This window comes from Kitasatospora misakiensis (genome assembly GCF_042656005.1).
In the GTDB taxonomy this organism is placed as follows: domain Bacteria; phylum Actinomycetota; class Actinomycetes; order Streptomycetales; family Streptomycetaceae; genus Kitasatospora; species Kitasatospora misakiensis.
In genome coordinates this window covers 3406-25018 of record NZ_JBHSOF010000045.1, presented here as the reverse complement: position 1 = coordinate 25018, position 21613 = coordinate 3406, and the positions used below count along the sequence as shown (strand labels likewise).

13 protein-coding genes are annotated in these 21613 nt (G+C 71.7%); 5 read left to right on the top strand and 8 right to left on the bottom strand.

Annotation, left to right across the window (positions count from 1 at the left end; all coding sequences use genetic code 11):
• Positions 1-5: 5 nt before the first annotated feature.
• The 3 genes from ACFP3U_RS27840 to ACFP3U_RS27830 form a co-directional block, all read right to left on the bottom strand.
• Complete coding sequence (locus ACFP3U_RS27840; RefSeq protein ID WP_380228459.1) at positions 6-1838, bottom strand: ABC transporter ATP-binding protein; 1833 nt, start codon at positions 1836-1838, stop codon at positions 6-8.
• Positions 1835-3685, bottom strand: coding sequence for an ABC transporter ATP-binding protein (locus ACFP3U_RS27835; RefSeq protein ID WP_380228458.1), 1851 nt, complete (start codon positions 3683-3685; stop codon positions 1835-1837). The genes ACFP3U_RS27840 and ACFP3U_RS27835 overlap by 4 nt, the downstream gene beginning before the upstream one ends.
• A 200-nt stretch (positions 3686-3885) precedes the next feature.
• Positions 3886-5826 carry a glycoside hydrolase family 6 protein gene (locus tag ACFP3U_RS27830; protein WP_380228489.1) on the bottom strand — a complete coding sequence of 647 codons (1941 nt, stop codon included), beginning with the start codon at positions 5824-5826 and terminating at the stop codon, positions 3886-3888.
• 926 nt (positions 5827-6752) lie between these two features.
• Between ACFP3U_RS27830 and ACFP3U_RS27825 the strand changes: the two genes are divergently transcribed.
• Positions 6753-9254 carry a glycoside hydrolase family 9 protein gene (locus ACFP3U_RS27825; protein ID WP_380228457.1) on the top strand — a complete coding sequence of 834 codons (2502 nt, stop codon included), beginning with the start codon at positions 6753-6755 and terminating at the stop codon, positions 9252-9254.
• 117 nt (positions 9255-9371) lie between these two features.
• On the opposite strand, the gene ACFP3U_RS27820 is transcribed toward ACFP3U_RS27825, so the two are convergent.
• Positions 9372-10865, bottom strand: a complete 1494-nt coding sequence (locus tag ACFP3U_RS27820; RefSeq protein ID WP_380228456.1) for an endo-1,4-beta-xylanase — start codon at positions 10863-10865, stop codon at positions 9372-9374.
• A 153-nt stretch (positions 10866-11018) separates the two neighbouring features.
• Positions 11019-12056 (bottom strand): LacI family DNA-binding transcriptional regulator, encoded by a 1038-nt coding sequence (locus ACFP3U_RS27815; protein WP_380228455.1) that lies wholly within the window; start codon positions 12054-12056, stop codon positions 11019-11021.
• A 185-nt stretch (positions 12057-12241) separates the two neighbouring features.
• Here ACFP3U_RS27815 and ACFP3U_RS27810 point away from each other — a divergent pair, with 185 nt between their 5' ends.
• The 4 genes from ACFP3U_RS27810 to ACFP3U_RS27795 are packed head-to-tail and all read left to right on the top strand — an operon-like array spanning position 12242 to position 17608.
• The gene (locus tag ACFP3U_RS27810; RefSeq protein ID WP_380228454.1) at positions 12242-13534 is read left to right on the top strand and encodes an ABC transporter substrate-binding protein; all 1293 of its coding nucleotides are present in this window, start codon (positions 12242-12244) and stop codon (positions 13532-13534) included.
• Complete coding sequence (locus ACFP3U_RS27805; RefSeq protein ID WP_380228453.1) at positions 13531-14427, top strand: carbohydrate ABC transporter permease; 897 nt, start codon at positions 13531-13533, stop codon at positions 14425-14427. The genes ACFP3U_RS27810 and ACFP3U_RS27805 overlap by 4 nt, the downstream gene beginning before the upstream one ends.
• Positions 14427-15245, top strand: coding sequence for a carbohydrate ABC transporter permease (locus ACFP3U_RS27800; RefSeq protein WP_380228452.1), 819 nt, complete (start codon positions 14427-14429; stop codon positions 15243-15245). Before ACFP3U_RS27805 ends, ACFP3U_RS27800 begins: the two co-directional genes overlap by 1 nt.
• Positions 15242-17608: a beta-xylosidase/alpha-l-arabinosidase gene (locus ACFP3U_RS27795; protein ID WP_465261976.1), complete on the top strand. Its 2367-nt coding sequence runs from the start codon at positions 15242-15244 to the stop codon at positions 17606-17608. The genes ACFP3U_RS27800 and ACFP3U_RS27795 overlap by 4 nt, the downstream gene beginning before the upstream one ends.
• A gap of 335 nt (positions 17609-17943) precedes the next feature.
• Here ACFP3U_RS27795 and yjfF read toward each other — a convergent pair whose 3' ends face one another.
• The 3 genes from yjfF to ACFP3U_RS27780 are packed head-to-tail and all read right to left on the bottom strand — an operon-like array spanning position 17944 to position 21490.
• The gene (yjfF, locus tag ACFP3U_RS27790) at positions 17944-18930 is read right to left on the bottom strand and encodes a galactofuranose ABC transporter, permease protein YjfF (protein WP_380228451.1); all 987 of its coding nucleotides are present in this window, start codon (positions 18928-18930) and stop codon (positions 17944-17946) included.
• Complete coding sequence (locus ACFP3U_RS27785; RefSeq protein ID WP_380228450.1) at positions 18927-19982, bottom strand: ABC transporter permease; 1056 nt, start codon at positions 19980-19982, stop codon at positions 18927-18929. The genes yjfF and ACFP3U_RS27785 overlap by 4 nt, the downstream gene beginning before the upstream one ends.
• Positions 19979-21490, bottom strand: coding sequence for a sugar ABC transporter ATP-binding protein (locus ACFP3U_RS27780; RefSeq protein ID WP_380228449.1), 1512 nt, complete (start codon positions 21488-21490; stop codon positions 19979-19981). Before ACFP3U_RS27780 ends, ACFP3U_RS27785 begins: the two co-directional genes overlap by 4 nt.
• Positions 21491-21613 lie beyond the last annotated feature (123 nt).

The following is a 21613-nucleotide window of genomic DNA, read 5'->3' as shown; positions in this document are numbered from 1 at the left end:
GCGGCTCAGGATTCGGCGTAGGCCGTCGCCTGGATGCCGTAGAGCTCGGCGTAGCGGCCCCCTCGGGCCAGGAGTTCCTGGTGCGAGCCGATGTCCTCCAGGCGCCCCCGGTCCAGCACCAGGATCAGGTCGGCGCCGGTGACGGTCGAGAAGCGGTGCGAGACGATGACCGTGATCGCCCCGGTGCGTTCCGCCAGCTCGCGGGCCCGGGCCATCTGACGCTGGAAGATCTCCTGTTCGCTGGGGGCGTCCAGGGAGGCCGTGGGCTCGTCCAGGACGAACAGCAGCGGCTCGCGGCGCATGGTCGCCCGTGCCAGGGCGGTCTTCTGCCACTGCCCCTCGGAGAGGTCCACACCGCCCAGGGCGCGGCCGAGCCGGGTGTCCAGGCCCTGCGGCAGGAGGTCGACGAAGCCGGTGGCCTCGGCCTCGCGCACGGCCTCGGTGATGCGCTCGCGGTCGTCGAGGTGCGGCAGGTCGCCCAGGCCGACGGTCTCGGAGAAGACGGTGTGGTAGCGCCCGAAGTCCTGGAACGCGGCGCTGGTGCGGGCGTGCCAGCCGGCGCCGTCGTAGTCGGCGAGGTCCACCCCGTCGACGCTGATCCGGCCCGAGTCCGGCCGGTAGAACCGGTTGAGCAGCTTGACCAGGGTGGTCTTGCCGGAGCCGTACTCGCCGACGACCGCGACGACCGACCCGGCCGGGATGGTGAAGCTCAGCTCCTCCAGGGCGAACCGGTCGGTCCCGGGATACCGGTAGCCGACCTTCTCGAAGGCGATGCCCTCGGTGAGCCGGGCCGGCGTCGCGAGCCCGCCGGAGCCGTCGGTGCGCCGTTCGGCGACGAAGCGCTGAAGCCAGAGGTAGGGCTCGACGAGGCGCTGGGCGGCCACCGACTCCGTCGTGCGGCCGACGGCGGCCTCGACCGAACCGCGCAGGGTGGACGCGACGGTGATGGCGAGGACGACGTCGCCGGGTGAGCCGTGTCCGCTCGCGGTGCGGTGGATGACGACGGCCAGGGCGGCCACGAAGCCGGCGGTGAAGAGCGTCCAGCCGCTCACCTGCCAGGCGGCGGCGCGCAGTTGCGCCCGGAACCGGACGGCGGCGGCCTCCTCCCAGAGGGCGGCGTGGCGGCGGACCAGCTCGGCGCCGGAGCCGGCGACCCGGATCTCCTTGGCGGCCGCCGCCTCCGACGCGGTGTCGAAGAGATGCCGCTGGAGACGCGTCGCCTCCGCCGTCTCGGTCTCCGCCCGGGTGGCGTGGCGCTGGCCCTGCCGGTCGAACCAGAGCGGGGCGGCGGCGAACAGGAGCAGCAGCGTCAGCCAGGGGCTCACCGTGCCCAACAGCAGGAGTGACACCCCGAGTTGGAGCACGCCGAAGACGGCGGTGACCGCCGACCAGAAGCCGTTGACGATGCCCCAGGGGGCGGTGAGGACGATGTTCACCCGGTCCAGGAAGTCGCTGCGCTCGACGTGCTCCAGACCCTCCAGCAGGGCGATGTCCCGGGTGATCGAGGCCGGCAGGTCCAACACCGCGACCTTGTCGACGAGCCGGCCCCGGACGTTGAAGCCGAGGTCGTTGAGGACGGCGGTGGCGGCGTAGACGAGGGCGGCGCCGACCGCCCCGGCGACGGCGGCACCGGTGTCGCCGCGGATCGCGCCGTTGATGGCGGCGCGCAGGGTCAGGGCGATGCCGGCGACCGTCACCAGGGACAGCGCCTGGGTGAGCAGGACGGCGACCGTCAGCCCCGGCGCGCGGCGGTAGGAGACGGCGAACAGGTCGCGGGCGAGCCCCGCGTACTCCCGTGCGGTCGCTCGGTCTTCGGGTTGCTTCGCGTTCAGGGTCACCGGAGTTCGCTTTCGTCCGCGAGGTCGTCGTAGCCGAGCCGGAACCGCTCGGCCTGGATGGCGAAGAGACCGGCGTACCGGCCACCGAGGGCGATGAGTTCGTCGTGGGTGCCGGCCTCGGTGATCCGCCCGCCGTCGAGGAGCACGATGCGGTCGGCCTGGCGGACGGTGGAGAGCCGGTGCGAGATCAGCACCACGCCGGCCCGGCCGCGGTGCTCCGCGAGCCGGTTGAAGACCTCGAACTCGGTGCGCACGTCGAGGTGCGCGGTGGGTTCGTCGAGGACCAGCAGGCCGGCGCCGGTGTGCACGGCGTACAAGGCGCGGGCGAGGACGGCCTGCTGCCACTGACCGCCGGAGAGGTCGACCCCGCCGGTCCGGGTGCGGGAGAGCGGGGTGTCCCAGCCGTCCGGCAGCCGCTCCAGCACCGCGTCGAAGCCCGACTCCTTCGCGGCGGTGTCCAGGGCGGCCCGGTCGACGGGCACGGTGGCGTTCCCGAGCGCGACGTTGTCGGCCGCCGAGAGCCGGTACTTGACGAAGTCCTGGAAGACGACCGAGACGTGCTCGCGCCAGCCGGCGGCGCCCAGGTCGGCGATGTCGGTCCCGTCGGCCGTGATCCGGCCCCCGGTGGGCCGGTAGAGGCCGGCCAGCAGCTTGATCATGGTGGACTTGCCCGCGCCGTTGAGTCCCACCACGGCCAGCAGTTCGCCCGGCCTGATCTCCAGGTTCAGGCCCTTCAGCACGGTCCGCTCGGTGCCCGGGTAGGTGAAGGAGACGTCCTCGAAGGCGACCAGCGCCGGCCCGGCGGGCCGTTCGGAGCGGGGCGCCGGGACGGTCTCCGCCTCGGCGGCCTGCGGGCCCAGGACGTCCCGCAGTTGGTGGTAGGCCAGCATGCCCTCGGTGGCGGCGCGGATGTTGCGGACGTCCTCGCTGTAGCCGAGCGACTGCACGAGCGACCAGGAGGCGGTCAGCACCGCGGTGAGCGCCGAGACGCCTAGCGCGCCGCGCGCCGCGTCCCGGCTCACCACGAGGTACACGACGACCAGCGGGGTGCCGATCAGCAGGAACTGGCTCCACTCGTTGCGCAGCAGTTTGCGGGACATCTCCCAGGTGGGCTCGAACATCGCCCGCAGGTGCTGCTGGACGCGGTCGACCATCCACTCGCCGAAGCCGAAGACCCGCAGCTCCATGCTGGGGCCGACGGCGGTGAGGCCCTCCACCCAGGCCTCGGCGTGCCGTCCGTGCTCGACGCCCTTGCGCCACACGTCCGTGAAGGCGGTCGCCTGGCGGTGGCGCAGGTACTGGTTGACCGCTCCGGGTACCAGTACGACGGGGGCAGCCCACCACACGTACTGCGCCAGCACCGCGCAGGCGCCGGCCAGGCCGAGCAGCGAGGCGAGGCGGCGCAGGCGTCCCAGCGCGCCGTCGGCCGGGGTGCGCTCGGTCCAGTTGGCCGGTTGGGCGCGGGCGCGGCGGATCAGCCGCTGCACCTCCGGCGTCTCCAGCGCCTCGATGGTGGGGCTCATGGTGGTGAGCCGCAGGACCCTGCTCCGGTGCGCCACGTCGATGCGCATGGCGGCGAGGTGCTCCAGCGGCGCGGTCAGCGCCCCCATGACGTGCCCGATCAGCAGGAGGGCGCCGAACGCGCCGAGGGGCACCAGGGTGGCGTCGAAGAGGTCCGCGCCCGGATTGCTCTGCACCCTGGACACCAGGGTCGCGGTGGCCAGCGCGGTGGCGGCCGGCAGGGCCGCCTGGACGACGAGGAGCCCGACCAGCGCGGCAAGGAGCGGTGGCCGCGCGTCGCGCAGCGGACCGAACAGCAGCGCGACGCGAGCCCCCCTCGATTTCATGGCACTGTCGAAGCGCTTCGATTTGGACATTCGCCAAATCTGACAGGGTCATTGATTTAGTGTCAAGTCCATTAATTGGAGCCGAGAAATCCCCTGAAATCATCGAATTGGCATCGAATAACCATGGAAATGAAACCGACACGCCGGACGGCCGACCCCACTGCCGTGTGGGGTCGGCCGCCGCGCTCAGCGCGCCGCCGTCAGCCGGTGGCGGTGCAGCTCAGGGTGGGAGCGGTGTTGCCGCCCGAGTAGCCGGCGCCGAAGCCGAAGGCGGTGCTGCCGCCGGCCGCGAGGCTGCCGTTGTAGCCCGCGTTGGCGACCGAGACGGACGCGCCGCTCTGGGTCAGGCTGCCGTTCCACAGATTGGTGATCTGCTGGCTGCCGGGCCAGGTCCAGGTGACCTTCCAGGAATTGACGGCCGCGGTGCCGGTGTTGGTGACTGTGACGTCGGCGTTGAAACCGGAGCCCCAGTCACTGCTCACCTTGTAGGTCGCGGTGCAGCCCCCGGTGCCCGGGTTGCCGCCGCCACCGGCCTGGGTGGTGAGGCTCAGCGCGGCGGAGGCGGCCGACACGTTGCCCGCCGCGTCCCGGGCCTTGACCGTGTAGCTGTAGGCGGTCGAGGCGGTCAGGCCGCTGTCCGTGTACGAGGTGGTGGTCGAGGTGCCGACCTGCACGCCGTTGCGGAAGACCTGGTAGCCCGTCACCCCGACGTTGTCGGTGGAGGCGGTCCAGCTCAGCGAGGCGCCGGTCGCGGTGGTCGTGCCGGCCAGCCCGGTCGGGACGGACGGCGCGACGGTGTCGGTCGGGGTGCCGCCGCCGTTCACCGGCGGGTAGGCGTTGGCCAGCAGCTCCCGGAACTGGGCGGAGAACCACTCACCGGCCAGCGGAGCACCCCCCAGCGCACCCGACATCTTGAAGTTGTTGCGCACGTTCCCGGTGTAGGCCGGGTCGCACATCTGGTCGGCGCCCTTGCCCTGGTCGTTCGGGATGTACTGGCTGGCGCCGTCCGACTCGCCCGGGGGCTTCACCCACACGTAGGCGTCGATGCCCGGCTCGGGGGCGGCGGTCGGCCGCTCGCCGAGGCCCGCACCGGCCTGGTTGCACCAGTTGCCCAACTGGAAGCGCCGGTCGATCCGCCCGCCGTCCACGTAGGTGTCGGCCGAGGTCTTCGCACCCGGCCCGGTCGGCCGGTTCGGGCCGCCCCAGCCGTTGCGCGAAGTGTCGATCAGCATACCGACGTTGGCGTCGAAACCGGCCTCGACGGCCTTCTCCCGGAACGCCTTGGCGTAGCCCAGCTCGTCCACCGACCGGTTCCAGTCCACCCACTTGGAGGTGGCCCGGATCGGCTGGCCGTTCACCGTGTCGTCAATCGTGAAGTACGGCTCCTTCAGCGCCGAGTAGTTGGCGGTGTTGGTCACGAAGCCCTGCACGTTGGCAACGGTGGATCCGGAGGAGGTCGCGGCCTGGTGGAGCAGGTTGACGCTGGGGCCGAGGTTGGAGTCCCAGCCCAGCCAGCCGTGGTGGCCGGCGTCGATGTAGTTGTAGACGTTCGGGATCGCGCCCAGCTTGTTCAGCGCGTAGCCGACGCCGGTCACGTAGTTGCCGTTGGCCTTCATCACGTCACAGGCCGGCGTGGCGGTGGCGGTGCCGCCCGCGTTGGTGACCAGGTTGGGCAGCGAGTCGAGTTCGATCGTGGTGACGATCCGCAGGTTGGCGTAGGCCGGGTCGGCGATGATGGCCGCGATCGGGTCGACGTACTCGGTCTTGTAGCGGTCGATCTCGGTCGGTCCGAGCTCGCCGTTGGAGGCCAGCGCGGCGCAGTCGCGACCGGGCAGGTTGTAGATCACGACCTGGAAGACGTACGGCTTTCCGGCGGCCTGCCGGACGGCCTCGTTGAGGTGGGCCCGCAGGCCCATCTTGCCGGTGGTGCCGTTGATCGCGGCGATCCGGTCCAGCCAGAGCGAGGTGGGCTGGTTGGCCACGGCCGAACCGCCAGGCTCGGCGGCGGCCCTCGCGGACCAGTCCGGGTTCACGTAGACGCCGGCGCCGACGAACGGGTTGTCGACCCTGGCGGCGGCGTGCGCCGGGGTCACCGCCCCGGCGATGGGGACCAGGGAGGCCGCGCTCAGCGTGACGGCCATGGTGGCCGTCCTGAGCCGGCGGAGCAACTGTCCTGACACGTTGCGGATTCCTTTCGGGTGGGGTGAGGAGATCCGAGGGGGGGCGGAGTGCGCGGGAGACTGTGGGAGCGCTCCCATTCGAGGCGAGCGGAAAGCGGCGCGGGTGTAACAGCAGGGGTGGGTGGGTGGCGCTGTTCGCCGCTCGGCGGGGTCGAAACACTCCGCACCTCAGGGCGAGCCCTGAGTTCACGGCATATCAATCCACGGCCGTGTGGAAGCGTCAAGACCCCGTGCAGCATTCAGGAGTTGAACGCGGGTCTTTTCAAGGTCCCTACGCCTCACGCGAGTTGAGGAAGCGATGGGCAATTTCCGGAGGATCGGCCTCGACGGTGGAGGCGGCCGGGGGCCCGAATCCCGCGTTGGACGACAATGCCCGCCGCGCCGTGGCCGAGCCCCGCCACCCGCCTGCCCCGCCCGTCGGAACCCGTGCTCCCCCGCAGGTCACCGAAGGTCCGGCGGCACCGCACGCCGCCGGCCCGCCACCATCGCCCCCTCCCCCGCGACCCGGCCCGTCGAGGCCGCCCGGACCGTCCCGGAGCGGGCGTCGACCCGACCGGACCGTGCGCCGGGCACGCGGCGGCCGGCACATCCCACCCCCGGCGGAACCAAATCCGGTCACAAATTCCTTCACGACTCGAAAGATTTCCGAAAGTGGCCGTAAAGCCGGCTCGGGCCCGTGCGCGCCACCAGACCGAACCGTGCGACTCTCGGCCACCACCAGCCCCGGGAAGGCGAGTTGAGCCACTGTTCTGACGGTGCGTCACTGGCCTTTCGCGCGCGACTCCTTGACGCCACCCTGGCGTGGCTGGCTTCATTGGGCGCGTGGGAGCGCTCCCATCCGTGGCTCCCACCTCCCGCGCACTCCCCCACCGAGGAAGGCCCCACCCGTGCCTCCTGCCACTCCCGCCCGCGTCGTGCCACGCCGCACGGCCGCCTTGCTCACGGCTCTCGCCCTGGCCGGCGGCGGCCTCACCGCCACCGCCGTCAGCGCCGCCAGCGCACAAGCAGCCGCCTCCGCCGCCTCGGCCGGCTCCACCGCTCTCGCTGCCGACTTCCCGGTCCGGGTCAACCAGCTCGGCTACCTGCCCGACGGCCCCAAGCGGGCCACCGTGATCAGCTCCGCCACCGCCCCGCTGGCCTGGCAGCTGCGCAACGCCTCCGGCGCGCAGGTCGCCTCGGGCTCCACCACGGTGCAGGGCGCCGACCACGCGTCCGGCCAGTCCACCCACCTCGCGGACTTCGGCGCCTACACCGGCACCGGCACCGGCTTCACCCTGGTGGTCGACGGTCAGGCCAGCCACCCGTTCGACATCTCGGCCTCGCTCTACGACGGCCTCCGCTCCGACAGCCTGAACTTCTTCTACCAGCAGCGCAGCGGTATCGCGATCGACGCGGCCCTGGCCGGCAGCGCCTACGCCCACCCCGCCGGCCACCTCGGCGTGGCACCGAACAAGGGCGACACCAGCGTGCCCTGCCAGGCCGGGGTCTGCGACTACCGGCTGGACGTGCGCGGCGGCTGGTACGACGCCGGCGACCAGGGCAAGTACGTCGTGAACGGCGGCATCGCCACCTGGGAGATCGTCAACTCCTTCGAGCGCGCCCGCCGTTCCGGCGGCGACGCGGCGCTCGGCGACTCCACCCTCCGGGTGCCGGAGCGCGGCAACGGGGTGCCGGACATCCTGGACGAGGCCCGCTGGGAGCTGGACTTCCTGCTGCGGATGCAGGTCCCGGCCGGCAAGCCGATGGCCGGCATGGCCTTCCACAAGATGCATGACGACAAATGGACCGCGCTGCCCACCAGGCCCGAACTCGACCCGGAACAGCGCGAGTTGCACAAGCCCTCGACCGCCGCCACGCTCAACCTGGCGGCCACCGCGGCACAGTGCGCCCGGGTCTACGCCCCGTACGACCAGGCCTTCGCCGCCCGCTGCCTGGACGCGGCCCAGCGCGCCTGGACGGCCGCCAAGGCCAACCCCGCCGTCCTTGCCCTGGCGACCGACAACACCGGCGGCGGCGCCTACGAGGACGCCGACGTCTCCGACGAGTTCTACTGGGCGGCGGCCGAACTCCTCGCCACCACCGGCGAGTCGAAGTACCGGGACGCGGTGACCTCCTCCCCGCACCACGCCAAGCCGGTGGACGGCTTCTGGTGGGGCGGCACCGCCACGCTCGGCCGGATCACCCTCGCGACCGTCCCGGGCGTCGCGCTGCCCGCCGACGACGTGACCCGGCTGCGCGGCCAGCTGACCTCGGCCGCCGACTACCACCTGTCCGTCATGGCCGGCCAGGGCTACGCGGTGCCGCTGACCTCCGACGCCTACGTGTGGGGCTCCAACAGCTCCGTGGCCAACAACGCGATGGTGCTGGGTGTCGCGTACGACCTCACCGGTGCGCAGCGCTACCGGACGGGCGCGCTGGAGTCGCTGGACTACCTCCTGGGCCGCAACGCCCTGGACCGCTCGTACGTCAGCGGCTACGGCGAACGCGCCTCCGAGAACCAGCACCACCGCTTCTGGGCGCACCAGAACGACGCCTCGCTGCCGCACCCGCCGGCCGGCTCCTTCGCGGGCGGGCCGAACGCGGGTCTTGAGGACCCGGTGGCGAAGGAGAAGCTCGCCGGCTGCGCGCCGGCCGCCTGCTACGTCGACGACATCGGCTCGTACTCCACCAACGAGGTCGCGATCAACTGGAACGCCTCCCTGGCCTGGCTCGCGGCCTTCGCCGCGGAGCGCCGCGCCACCCCGGCGGTGCCCGCGGTGCAGGTGGCGCCGGCGGCGGTGACCGTCCCCGAGGGCGGTTCGGCGGCGGTCGGGGTCCGGCTGTCGGCGGCGCCCGCGCAGAACGTCACGGTGACGGTCGCGCGTACCTCCGGCGACCCGGACCTGTCCGTGGCGGCGGGGTCGACGCTGGTGTTCACCCCGGCCAACTGGGCCACGGCGCAGCAGGTTTCGCTGTCGGCCGCGCAGGACGCCGACGCGGTCGCGGGCAGCGCGGTGTTCTCGGCGGGCGGCGCGGGCGCGCAGACGGCGACGTTCACGGCGACCGAGGCGGACGACGACACGGCGCCCCCGGCGGCGTCCTGCTCGGTGGCGTACAAGGTCGAGAACGCGTGGGGCAACGGCTTCACCGCGACGGTGACCGTGAAGAACACGGGCGCGTCGACGGTCTCCGGCTGGACGCTCGGCTGGAGCTTCGCGGGTGACCAGCGGATCACCGGCGCGTGGAACGCGACGGTGACCCAGTCGGGCGGCGCGGTGACCGCGCGGGACGCCGGCTGGAACGGCACGCTGGCCCCGGGCGGCAGCGCGAGCTTCGGGTTCCAGGCCACGTACTCGGGTGCGAACCCGGTGCCGACCGCGTTCACCCTGAACGGCGCGACCTGCGCCTGATCTCGGCACCGCCTGACGGATCCTGGCCGCGGTTCGTCTGACGGACCCGGCCGTGACCACCGCCAAGGGCCCGCACCCCCGTCGTGGGGTGCCGGCCCTCGGCGTGGGCGGGGAGCGTCAGCCGACGGTGCAGGGAGCGCCGTTCAGGGTGAACTGGGCGGGGAGGCCCGCGTTGCCCGTGTGGGTGGCCTGGTAGCCGAAGGAGACCGAGGCGCCGGGGGCGATGGTGCCGTTGTAGCCGAGGTTCCGGGCGGTGACCGGGCCGGAGGACGGGCTGATGGTCGCGTTCCAGGCGCCGGTGACGGTCTGCCCGGCGGGCAGGGTGAAGGCCAGCGCCCAGCCGTTGACGGGGATGGAGCCGGTGTTGGTGACGGTGAGGTTGTCGGTCAGCCCGGTGTTCCAGGCGTTGGTCTCGCCGGTCACCTTGCAGGCCGCCCCGCCGGTCGGGCTCGCCGTCGGACTGGCGGTGGGGCTGGCCGTCGGCGACGAGGTCGGCGAGGGGGTGGAGGTGGATCCGCCGAGGGCCTCGGCCGAGGCCGTGTAGGCGGGCTTCGGCCGGTAGCCCCGGTCGTACATGGTGCCGTCGCCCTCACCGGGGAAGGTGCCGGGGATCCACGAGTCGGCGTCGCCGACGCCCCACTGGGTGAGGCCGACACAGCCGGTGACGGCCAGGCAGGTGTTGATCACACTGGCGTAGTCCCGCCCCTGCTGGGCCAGGTCGGCGCTGCTCGCGGGCAGCTTGATCCGGTCGTCGAGTTCGGTGACGGCGACCTCGACGCCGAGCGCCGTGAACCGTTGGAGGTTGGCCTTCAGGCTCGACGGGACCTGACCGAGGATGAAGTGGGCCTGGAAGCCGACGCCGTCCAGCGGCACGCCCTGGCTCTTGAGCGACTTCACCAGGTTGTACATGGCGTCGCTCTTCGGGTTCAGGCCCTCGATGTTGTAGTCGTTCAGGTACAGCTTGGCGCCCGGGTCGGCGGCGCGGGCGGTCCGCAGCGCGTCGGCGACGTAGCCGCTGCCCATGGCCCGGTAGAAGGCGTCGTTGCGGAAGCTGCCGTCCTCGTTGAACGGCTCGTTCACCACGTCCCAGGCGTAGAGCTTGCCCTTGTAGTGGGTGGCCGTGTTGGTGATGTGGTTGCGCATCGCGCCCTGCACCTGGCCGTTGGGCAGGTTGCTGACCCAGGAGGGCAGTTGGTTGTGCCAGACCAGGGTGTGGCCGCGCAGCTTCATCGAGTTGGCCTGGGCGAAGGCGGCGAGCCGGTCACCGGGGCCGAAGTTGAAGCTTCCCGGCGAGGGTTCGACGGTGTCCCACTTCATCTCGTTGGCCGGGGTGAGCATGCCGAACTGGCCGCCGGCGATGGTGGTGAGGGCGGCGTTGTTCAGGTCGCCCTGGGTGATGGCGGTGCCGAAGTAGATCCCCTTCGCCTCGGCGAGGGTGCGCAGGCTCGTCCCCGCCGCGCCGGCCTGGCCGGCCGGGAGCAGGGCCGCCGCCGCCAGGGCGGTTGCGGTGGCGACGGCGGCGAGGGTGCCGAGGGCGCGGCGGGTGTTCCTCGGGTGGGGGGTGCTACTCGGGTCGGGGGTGTTCCCCGGGCGGAGCGTCCGGACTGGCACCGGCGTGGTCCCTTCTCTTCTCGGGTGGGGAAAGAGCTGGACGTGCGGTGGGGCGTGGAGCACCGGCAGGGCGGGGGCCGATAAAAGACGGCCGAAACTTTCGCTACATCTGCCGATTCCGATCGGTGACCCTAGGACCGGCCCGTCCGTCCGTCAACCGTCCGCGTGGAGGTACCCGGACCCGGCCGTGCCGCGCGGCGGGGCGGTGCTGCTGCGCTCGACCAGGCTGGTGGCGAGGTCCACCCGGAGCGTTCCCGGCCGCCCCCCGCGGGCCAGGTCGATCACCAGGCGGGCCGCGACCTCGGCCATCTCGGTCAGCGGCTGGCGCACGGTGGTCAGCGGCGGGCCCACCCAGCGGGCCAGCGGCAGGTCGTCGAAGCCGACCACGCTGAGGTCCTCCGGGATGCGCAGCCCCAGCTCGCGGGCGGCCTCGTACAGGCCGAGCGCCTGGAGGTCGTTGCCGGCGAACACGGCGGTCGGCCGGTCGGGCAGGTTCAGCAGTTCCAGGCCCACCCGCCGTCCGGCCTCGTGGTGGAAATCGCCCTCGCGGACCAGCTCAGGGTCGTACGCGATACCGGCCATGTCGAGCGCCGCGCGGTAGCCGTCGGCGCGGGCCCGGCTGCACATCATCCGGCCAGGGCCGCCGATCAGGCCGATCCGGCGGTGGCCGAGATCGACCAGGTGGCGGGTGGCGGCCAGGCCGCCGTCCCAGTTGGTGGTGCCGACCGCGGGCACCTCCTGGCCCGGGTCGCCGGCCGGGTCGATCACCACGAACGGGATGTCCCGGCCTGCCAGCTGCTGCCGCTGGAGGCGGTCCAGGTCGGAGAGCACCAGCAGCACGCCGGTGGGGCGCCGGGCGAGCACGCCGTCCACCCAGGACTGGCCGGGGCTCAGCCGCCCGGAGGACTCGGAGAGCACGATGCTCAGGCCCTCCTCGCGCACCACGTTCTCGACCCCGCGGATCACCTCCATCGCCCAGGCGCTCTCCAGCTCGTGGAAGACCAGTTCGAGCAGCGGGCTGACCTGGGCGGTGCCGCGCCGCCGCCGGTAGCCGTGCCGGCGCAGCAACTCCTCCACCCGCTCCCGGGTGGCCGGGGCGACGTCGGCCCGCCCGTTCAGGACTTTCGAAACAGTCGGCGCGGAGACTCCGGCCTGTTGCGCGATCTCGGCGAGGGTCGCCGGTCTGGTCACGAGTTCCTCCTGCACTGCCCCTGCTGGGCGATCCCTGCCATGGACGGCCACGGTCGGACGGATGCTAACCCGTCGGCGGGCCGGACCGGCCCCCTGTCGAAACCCTTGACTGGCGACGGAGGCGGGCCTAAGTTTCCCAAAACATTCGCCACTTCGCTCGAAACATTCGAAATCGAGGTCAGGGTATGGGTCCGAGAATCGTCGCGATCGCCGCGGCCACCGCGCTCGTCCTGGGTACGACCGCCGCCTGCGGGTCCAGCGGCGGCTCCTCCGACGCGGGCTCCGGGACGATCCACGTGATGGTCTACGGCGACGCTGCCAACAAGGTCGAGAAGCAGCTCGTCGAGACCTTCAACAAGACCTCCAAGGTCAAGCTGGTCCTGGACACCGTCCCCGGTGCGGACTACCAGCAGAAGCTCCAGACCGTGATCAGCACCCCGCAGGCTCCCGACATCTTCTTCAACTGGGGCGGCGGCTCCATCCAGCCGTTCGTCAAGGCGGACCTCCTGCTCCCGCTGGACGGCTTCATCGCCCAGGACCCGGGATTGAAGGACAACTTCCTGCCGTCCGTCTTCAACTCGGCGGTGGTGGACGGCAAACCGTACGGGATACCGATGCGCGGCACCCAGCCGGTCCTGCTGTTCCACAACAAGAAGGTGCTCGCCGACGCGGGCCTCACCGCGCCGAAGACCTGGGACGAACTGATAGCCACCACCAAGGCGTTGAAGGCCAAGGGCGTCACCCCGATCGCCCTCGGCGGCGGCGACAAGTGGCCCACCATGATGTGGTTCGAGTACCTGTACGACCGGATCGCCGGTCCTGGCCTGTTCGAGCGGGCCCTCGGCGGCGACAAGACCGCCTGGGAGAGCGCGGACAGCCGCAAGGCGCTCTCCACCCTCAAGGAACTGGCCGACACCGGGGCCTTCGGCAGCAACTTCGACTCGGTGAAGTTCACCGACGGCGGTTCACCCGCCCTCGTCGCCAAGGGCAAGGCCGCCTTCGAGCTGATGGGCTCCTGGTACTACTCCACCCAGCAGAACGCCGACCCCGAGTTCGCCAAGTCCGGCCTCGGCTACACCGGATTCCCCACCCTCAGCGGCGGCAAGGGCGACCCGGCCGCCGTGGTCGGCAACACCAACAACTTCTACTCGGTGCTCAAGAAGACCAAGCACCCCGAGGCCGCCGCGGCCTTCCTCAAGCTCATGTACTCCGACGACTTCGTCAAGGCGCAGCTGGGCATCGGCGCCCTGCCGACCACCACCAACACCGTCAACTTCCTCGACGCGTCCGCCAGCCCCGCCTACTCCAAGTACCAGTACGACCTGGTCAAGGCCGCGCCCTCGTTCCAGCTCTCCTGGGACCAGGCGTACCCGCCGAGCGCGATGACCCCGCTCCAGACCGCCATCCAGCAGTTCTTCAACGGCCGGATCGACGCGGACGGCTTCATCAAGGCGATGCAGTCCCTGCCGGCCTCATGAGGGGGGCGACACGCTCCGGCGTCGGGGTGAACCGCCCGGGCCTCGCCTGGGCGGCGCCCGCCGCCGTGTTCTTCCTGCTGTTCGCGATCGTGCCGCTGGTCCTGGTCGCCGTCCTCTCCTTCACCAGCTGGAACGGCATCGACGCACCGAAGTTCAACGGCCTGGACAACTGGACCCGGCTGCTGGACGACCCGGTGATGATCGAGTCGATCTGGACCACCCTGCTGCTCACCTTCCTCGGCGTGGTGACCCAGACCCCGGTCAGCATCCTGCTCGGGGTCTGGGCCGCCGGGCACCAGCGCAACCGGGCCGTGCTGTCGGCGATCTACTTCGTCCCGCTGCTGCTCTCCGCGACCGCGGTCTCGGTGGTGTGGCGCGCCGTCCTCGACCCCAACTTCGGCCTGCCCTCCCAGCTCACCTGGCTGTTCGGCGACGGCAACCTGCTCGGCACCCGCAGCGGCGCGCTCGGGGTGCTGACCTTCGTCGGCGTCTGGCAGTTCACCCCGCTGCACGCGCTGATCTACCAGGGCGGCGCCCGGGCCATCCCGCAGGTGCTCTACCAGGCCGCCGCGGTCGACGGGGCCGGCCGGGTGCGGCAGTTCATCCACATCACCCTGCCGCAGCTGCGCAACACCGTGATCACCTCGATGATCCTGATGGTGGTCGGCGGCCTGACCACCTTCGACACGGTGCTGATCCTCACCCAGGGCGGCCCCGGCACGGACACCACGGTCAGCGCCTACTACATGTACCAGAAGGCCTTCAAGGGCTTCGACTTCGGCGCCGGCTCGGCCATCGCCCTGGTCCTGGTGGTGGTCGCCACCCTGATCTCGCTCGCGGTGGTCCGGCTCTCCGGGTACGACCGCATGCGCTCCACCGCGGAGGGACTCTGATGCGCCGTCGGCCCAACTACCTGGCCGGGCTGGGCTCCCTGGTGTGGCTGCTGGTGGTCGGCCTGCCGCTGTACGTGCTGCTGATCGCCACCTTCCGCACCCGCTCCGACTACTCCACCGAGGGCCCGCTCAGCCTGCCCCGCGAGTGGACCCTGCAGAACTACGTCACCGACATGTCCAACGGGTTCGGCAAGGACTTCCTCAACACCCTGGCCGTCACCGTCGGCGTGGTCGCCATCGTGCTGCTCCTCGTCCCGCCGCTCGCGTACGCGATCGTGCGGGCGCGCGGCCGGTCGACGGGCTGGGTGTTCCGGATGTTCCTGCTCGGACTCGCGATCCCCGCCCAGGCGGTGATCGTGCCGATGTTCTACGTGATCAGCAAGACCGGCCTGTACGACCACCTGATCGGCGTCATCCTGCCGACCGCCGCGTTCTGCCTGCCGGTCTGCACCCTGGTGCTGACCGGCGCGATGCGCGAGATCGGCCCCGAGCTGTACGAGGCGATGGCCATCGACGGCGCCGGGCCGGCCCGGGTCTTCCGGCAGCTGGTGCTGCCGCTGGCCAAGGGCGGCCTGTCCTCCATCGTGGTCTTCGCCGCCCTCCAGGCCTGGAACGGCTTCCTCTTCCCGCTGATCCTCACCCAGTCCGACAGCGCCAAGGTGATGACCCTCGGCCTGTACGACTTCCAGACCGAGCACGGCGTGGACGTGCCCGGCCTGCTCAGCGCCGTCGTCCTGTCGGTGCTCCCCATCTTCGTCGTCTACCTGTTCGCCCGCCGCGCCCTGGTCCAGGGCCTGATGGGTGTGGGAGGAAAGTGAACCACCGTCAGAACACCCGGCCCGCCCGGCACGCCTGGCACGACGCCACGCTCTCCGCGGAGGCGCGGGCCGACGCGCTGATCGCCGCGATGACCCTGCGCGAGAAGACCGCCCAACTGGTCGGCGTCTGGGTGGGCGCCAGCGACGAGGGCGGTGAAGTCGCCCCGCACCAACACGAGATGGAGGAACCGCCCGACCTCGACGAACTACTCCCGCACGGGCTCGGCCAGTTGACCCGCCCGTTCGGCACCACCCCGGTCGACCCGGCGATCGGCGCGCTGTCGCTGCTGCGCAGCCAGCAGCGGATCGCCGCCGCCAACCGCTTCGGCATCCCCGCCCTCGCGCACGACGAGTGCCTGGCGGGCTTCGCCGCCTGGGGCGCCACCGCCTACCCCGTCCCGCTGTCCTGGGGCGCCACCTTCAACCCGGCGCTGGTCGGCCGGATGGCCGAGAGCATCGGCCGCGACATGCGGTCGGTCGGCGTGCACCAGGGCCTCGCCCCGGTGCTCGACGTGGTCCGCGACGCGCGGTGGGGGCGCGTCGAGGAGACCATCGGCGAGGACCCGTACCTGGTCGGCACCGTCGCCACCGCCTACGTCCAGGGCCTGGAGCGCGCCGGGATCGTCGCCACCCTCAAACACTTCGCCGGGTACTCCGCCTCGCGGGCCGGGCGCAACCTCGCGCCGGTCAGCATGGGGCCGCGCGAACGGGCGGACGTCATCCTGCCGCCCTTCGAGATGGCCGTCCGCGAAGGCCGGCCCCGCTCGGTCATGCACGCCTACACCGACACCGACGGAATGCCGTCCGCCGCCGACGAGGCCCTGCTCACCGGCCTGCTCCGGGACACCTGGGGCTTCACCGGCACGGTCGTCGCCGACTACTTCGGCGTCGCCTTCCTCAAGACGCTGCACGGCGTCGCCGAGGACTGGGCCGACGCCGCCGGGCTGGCCCTGGCCAGTGGAGTGGACGTCGAACTGCCGACCGTGAAGACCTTCGGACAGCCGCTGCTGGACGCCGTCGAGGCCGGATCGGTCCCGGAGTCGGTGATCGACCGGGCGCTGCGCCGGGTGCTGGTCCAGAAGGTCGAACTCGGCCTGCTGGACGCCGACTGGGACCCGGTGCCGGGCGCCCTCGCCGACACCGACCTGAGCGAACCGGAGCGGCTGCGCGGCCTGGTCGACCTCGACCGGCCCGCCAACCGGGCGATCGCCACCGAACTCGCCGAACAGGCCGTCGTACTGCTGCGCAACGACGGCGTGCTCCCGCTGGACCGGCCCCGGCGGATCGCGCTGATCGGGCCCAACGGCGACGAACCCACCGCCGTCCTCGGCTGCTACTCCTTCCCCGTGCACGTCGGGAGCCAGCACCCGAAAACCCCGGTCGGCATCGAACTCCCCACCCTGCGCGAGACGTTGACGGCGGAGTTCCCCGGCAGCGAACTGTGGACGGTCCGCGGCGTGACGGTCGACGGCACGGACCCGGGCGGCATCGCCGACGCGGTACGGGCCGCTCGGACCGCCGACGTGGTGGTGCTCGCCCTCGGCGACCGGGCCGGGCTCTTCGGCCGCGGCACCAGCGGCGAGGGCTGCGACGTCCAGACCCTGGACCTCCCCGGGCTTCAGCGGGAGTTGCTGGAGGCCGTGCTGGACACCGGCACGCCGGTGGTGCTCACCCTGCTGGCCGGGCGGCCGTACGCGCTCGGGCGCGCCGTCACCGAGGCGGCGGCCATCGTGCAGTGCTTCTTCCCCGGGGAGGCCGGCACCCGGGCGCTCGCGGGCGTGCTCAGCGGACGGATCAACCCCTCCGGGCGGCTCCCCGTCTCGGTCCCCGCCCACCCCGGCGTCCAGCCGTCCACCTACCTCGCCGCCCGGCTGGCCCAGGCCGGCGAGGTCTCCAACATCGACCCGACGCCCGCCTACGTCTTCGGACACGGCCTCGGCTACAGCGAGTTCACCTGGTCCGACCTCGCGGTGGACACGGCGGAGACGGGCACCGACGGCGAGTTCGGGTTCGCCTTCGACCTGCGCAACACCGGCGGCCGGGCCGGCAGCGAGGTCGTCCAGCTCTACCTGCACGACCCGGTCGCCGGCGTGGTCCAGCCGGAGCAGCGGCTGGTCGGCTACCGGCGGATCGAGCTCGACTCGGGCGCCGGCTGCCGGGTCACGGTCCGGCTCCCGGCCGACCTGGCCTCGTTCACCGGCCGCGAGGGCCGCCGGATCGTCGAACCGGGCGCCCTGGAGCTGCGGATCGCCGCCTCCGGGTCGGACGTCCGTTTCGCGGTGCCGCTACGCCTCACCGGCCCGGTCCGGCCGCTCGACCACACGCGCCGGCTGCACGCCGACGTCAGCGTCCAGGGCCTCTGAGAGCAGCCGCCCGCTGCCCCGCGCCGGCGGGGCGGCGGGCGGTTTTTCGGTTCGGGTCGCGGCCGCCCCTGTGCCGGAGTCCCTCCAGCGGGAAGTGTTGGAGGGACTCCGTCGTGCTGCCCGCGTGCGTTCCGCCGGGGCGGCCGCCCGGGCCGGCGAGGGCGCCGTCGACGCGGTTGCCGACCCGGCGTGCGGGGGTCCGGTGGGCCCGTACGGGGCCCGGCACGGCACACTTTGCAAAGTCCGCCCAGAACTTTGCAAAGTGGCCCGCGCCGGGCCCCACAAGGCCCCAGGGGGTGTTTGCAAAGTCCCGCCGGACTTTGCGAACACCCGCCTCAGGTCCGTCGTCGGGCCGTCATCAGGCGCTGCAGCAGGATGAAGACGAAGAGCAGCGCGCCGATCACGATCCTGGTCCACCAGGAGCTGAGCGTGCCCTGGAAGCTGATGACGGTCTGGATCAGACCGAGCACCAGCACACCGAGCAGGGTGCCGAGCAGGTAGCCGGAGCCACCGGTGAGCAGGGTCCCGCCGATCACCACGGCGGCGATCGCGTCCAGCTCAAGACCCACCGCGTGCAGTCCGTAACCGGAGAGCATGTAGAAGGTCATCAGCACGCCGCCGAGCGCGGAGCAGAAGCCGCTCACCCCGTACACTGCGATCTTGGTCCGGCCGACCGGCAGACCCATCAGCAGCGCGGACTGCTCGCTGCCGCCCAGCGCGTACACGTTGCGGCCGAACTTCGTGTAGTGCAGCACGACGAACGCCGCCGCCACCACGCCCAGGGCGATCAGTACGCTCGGCGAGACGAACAGGTCCCCCAGCGGGATGCGGGTCTGGGCCATCGACGTGTACGTCGGGTCGGTGATCGAGATGGAGTCGACGCTGATCGTGTAGCAGAGCCCGCGGGCCAGGAACATGCCCGCCAGCGTCACGATGAACGGCTGGATCTCGAAGGTCTGGATCACCCAGCCCATCGCCAGGCCGGCCCCGGTACCGGCGGCCAGCACCAGGGGGATGACCACCAGCGGCGGCCAGCCGTGGAGTTGGACCAGCCAGGCGGAGATCATCGTGGAGAGGGCGACCATCGCGCCGACCGACAGGTCGATGCCGCCGGTCAGGATCACGAAGGTCATGCCGATCGCGACCACCAGCAGGAAGCCGTTGTCGATCAGCAGGTTGAGCAGCACCTGCCCGGAGAAGAAGCCCTCGTAGCTCACCGAGCCGGCCGTGAACATCGCCACCAGCAGCACCGAGGTGACCAGCAGCGGGAGTTGGCGGCGGCTGCCGCGGCTCAGGGTGGACAGAACGGTACCGGTGCTCATGCGCCGACCTCCAGCTTCTCGGGCGACACCGGCTTGGCGCCGTGGCGGGCGCGGGAGCGCGAGCGCCGGCGGGCGGCCTTGGCCCGGAAGACCGGCGACTGGGCCAGGCAGACGGTGATCACCACGGCGGCCTTGAAGACCAGCGTGGTCTCCGGCGGGATGCCGATGGTGTAGACGGTGGTGGAGAGGGTCTGGATGACCAGCGCGCCGAGCACGGTGCCGCCCAGCGAGAAGCGGCCGCCGTTCAGCGAGGTGCCGCCGATCACCACCGCCAGGATGGCGTCGAGTTCGATCCAGAGACCGGCGTTGTTGCCGTCGGCGCTGGAGACGTTGGAGCTGATCATCAGCCCGGCCAGCGCCGCGCAGACCGCGCTGACCACGTAGACCAGGGCGATCAGCCCGCCGGCCCGGATGCCGACCAGCCGGCTGGCGACCGGGTTGCCGCCGACCGATTCGAGCAGGAGCCCGAGCGCGGTGTACCGGGTCAGCGCCGTGGCGAGCAGCACCACGGCCCCGGCCAGCAGGACGGCGAACGGCACGGTGAGCAGGTAGCCGCCGCCGATCAGCTTGTACGGCTCACTGACGACGGTGATGATCTGGCCGTCCGTGATGAGCTGGGCGACGCCGCGCCCCGCCACCATCAGGATCAGGGTGGCGATGATCGGCTGTACCCCGACCCTGGCCACCAGCAGGCCGTTGGCGGCGCCGAGGACCAGCGCCACCCCGAGGGCGATGGCCACCGCGGTGAGCACGGTGGTCACACTGCCCGGGTCCGAGGACTCGCTGATGTGCAGGCAGGCCAGCGCGGCGGCGATCGCGACGGTGGAGCCGACCGAGAGGTCGATGCCTCCGGTGGCGATCACCAGGGTCATGCCGAGCGCCACCAGGATCAGCGGCGAGCCGAAGTTCAGGATGTCGACCAGGCTGCCGTAGAGGTGGCCGTCCTTGATCCGGACCGCGAAGAAGTCCGGGGTGAACGCCAGGTTGGCCACCAGCAGGACGACCAGCACCACGGCCGGCCAGAACAGACGGTGTCGGGTGATAGTGCTCACGACGTGGCTCCGCTCGCGATGGTCTCCATGATCAGCTCCGGGGTGAGCCTGCCGTCGTTGCGCAGCTCGGCCACCATGCGGTGGTCCCGGAGCACGGCGACCCGGTGGCTGAGCCGGAGCACCTCCTCCAGCTCGGCGGAGATGAACAGCACCGACATGCCGTCGCCGGCGAGCCTCGCCACCAGCTTCTGGATCTCGGTCTTGGCGCCGATGTCGATGCCCCGGGTGGGCTCGTCCAGGATCAGCAGCTTGGGTTCGGTGATCAGCCAGCGGGCCAGCAGCACCTTCTGCTGGTTGCCTCCACTGAGGTTGCGGACCAGCGCCTCCGGATCCTTCGGCCGGATGTCCAGGGCCCGGATCCAGCGGATCGCCAGCTGGTCCTGGGCCGTGCGGGAGAGCGGCCTGGTCCAGCCGAGGGAGGCCTGGAGGGCCAGGACGATGTTCTCCCGGACCGTCAGTTCGGCGATCAGGCCCTCGGTCTTGCGGTTCTCCGAGCAGAACGCGATGCCGTGGCCGATCGCGGCCTTGGGGCTGCGCAGCGCGGCGGTCTCACCGTTGATCTTCACCGTGCCCCGGTCGCTCTGGTCGGCGCCGAACAGCAGCCGGGCCGCCTCCGTCCGTCCGGAGCCCAACAGCCCGGCCAGGCCGATCACTTCACCGGGCCGGATGGCCAGGTCGTACGGTTCGACCGCGCCCCGCCGGGCCAGTCCTTCGGCGCGCAGGAAGGACGTGCCGGTGGGCTCGGTACGGGAGGCGCCGGACAGTTCGGCCAGGCCCGAGAGTTCGCCGCCGATCATCCGGGCGACCAGATCGACCTGGCTCAGCTCGCTGGTCAGGTACTCGCCCTCGAAGCGGCCGCCGCGCAGGATGGTCATCCGGTCGCAGATCTCGTAGATCTGGTCCAGGAAGTGCGAGACGAACAGGATCGCCACTCCCTGGTCGCGCAACCGGCGCATCACGGTGAAGAGTTGGCGGACCTCGTCGCGGTCGAGGCTGGAGGTCGGCTCGTCCAGGATCAGCACCTTGGCGTCGATGTCCACCGCGCGGACGATCGCGACGAGTTGCTGGACGGCGATCGAGTAGCTGTTCAGCGGGGCGCTGACGTCGATGTCGAGGTCCAGGGCAGCCACCGATTCGGCAGCCCGGCGCCGGAGTTCGGCCCAGTGGATCAGGCCGAGGCGGCGCGGTTCGCGGCCGATGAGGATGTTCTCGGCGACGGACAGGTTGGGGCAGAGATTGACCTCCTGGTACACGGTGGCGATCCCGGCCCGCTGGGCCTCCAGCGGGCCGCCGATCCGCACCACCTGCCCGGCCAGGCGGACCTCGCCGCCGTCCGATTCGTGGACGCCGGTGAGCACCTTGATCAGAGTGGACTTGCCGGCGCCGTTCTCACCCATCAGCGCGTGCACCTCGCCGGGGAAGAGCCGGAAATCGACTCCGTCCAGCGCGACCGCGCCCGGGAACTCCTTGCGGATCCCCCGCACTTCCAGGACCGGCTGCGTCGGCATGCCGCTCCTCCTTTCGTGGTCGGTGCGCGGGCGGCCCTCCGCCGAGGACCGCCCGCGCACCGCGCTCCGTCGGTGCGTCAGTACTGGCGGCCGGGCAGCGCGGCGGCCGCCTGGTCCTGGGTG

What these genes read in the sequence shown, in the direction of transcription:
- ACFP3U_RS27800 (WP_380228452.1), top strand. Translation starts at nt 14,427, where the DNA reads ATGCGCCGTCGGCCCAACTACCTGGCCGGGCTGGGCTCCCTGGTGTGG.
- ACFP3U_RS27805 (WP_380228453.1), top strand. Translation starts at nt 13,531, where the DNA reads ATGAGGGGGGCGACACGCTCCGGCGTCGGGGTGAACCGCCCGGGCCTC.
- ACFP3U_RS27780 (WP_380228449.1), bottom strand. Translation starts at nt 21,490, where the DNA reads ATGCCGACGCAGCCGGTCCTGGAAGTGCGGGGGATCCGCAAGGAGTTC.
- ACFP3U_RS27810 (WP_380228454.1), top strand. Translation starts at nt 12,242, where the DNA reads ATGGGTCCGAGAATCGTCGCGATCGCCGCGGCCACCGCGCTCGTCCTG.
- yjfF (WP_380228451.1), bottom strand. Translation starts at nt 18,930, where the DNA reads ATGAGCACCGGTACCGTTCTGTCCACCCTGAGCCGCGGCAGCCGCCGC.
- ACFP3U_RS27830 (WP_380228489.1), bottom strand. Translation starts at nt 5,826, where the DNA reads ATGGCCGTCACGCTGAGCGCGGCCTCCCTGGTCCCCATCGCCGGGGCG.
- ACFP3U_RS27835 (WP_380228458.1), bottom strand. Translation starts at nt 3,685, where the DNA reads ATGAAATCGAGGGGGGCTCGCGTCGCGCTGCTGTTCGGTCCGCTGCGC.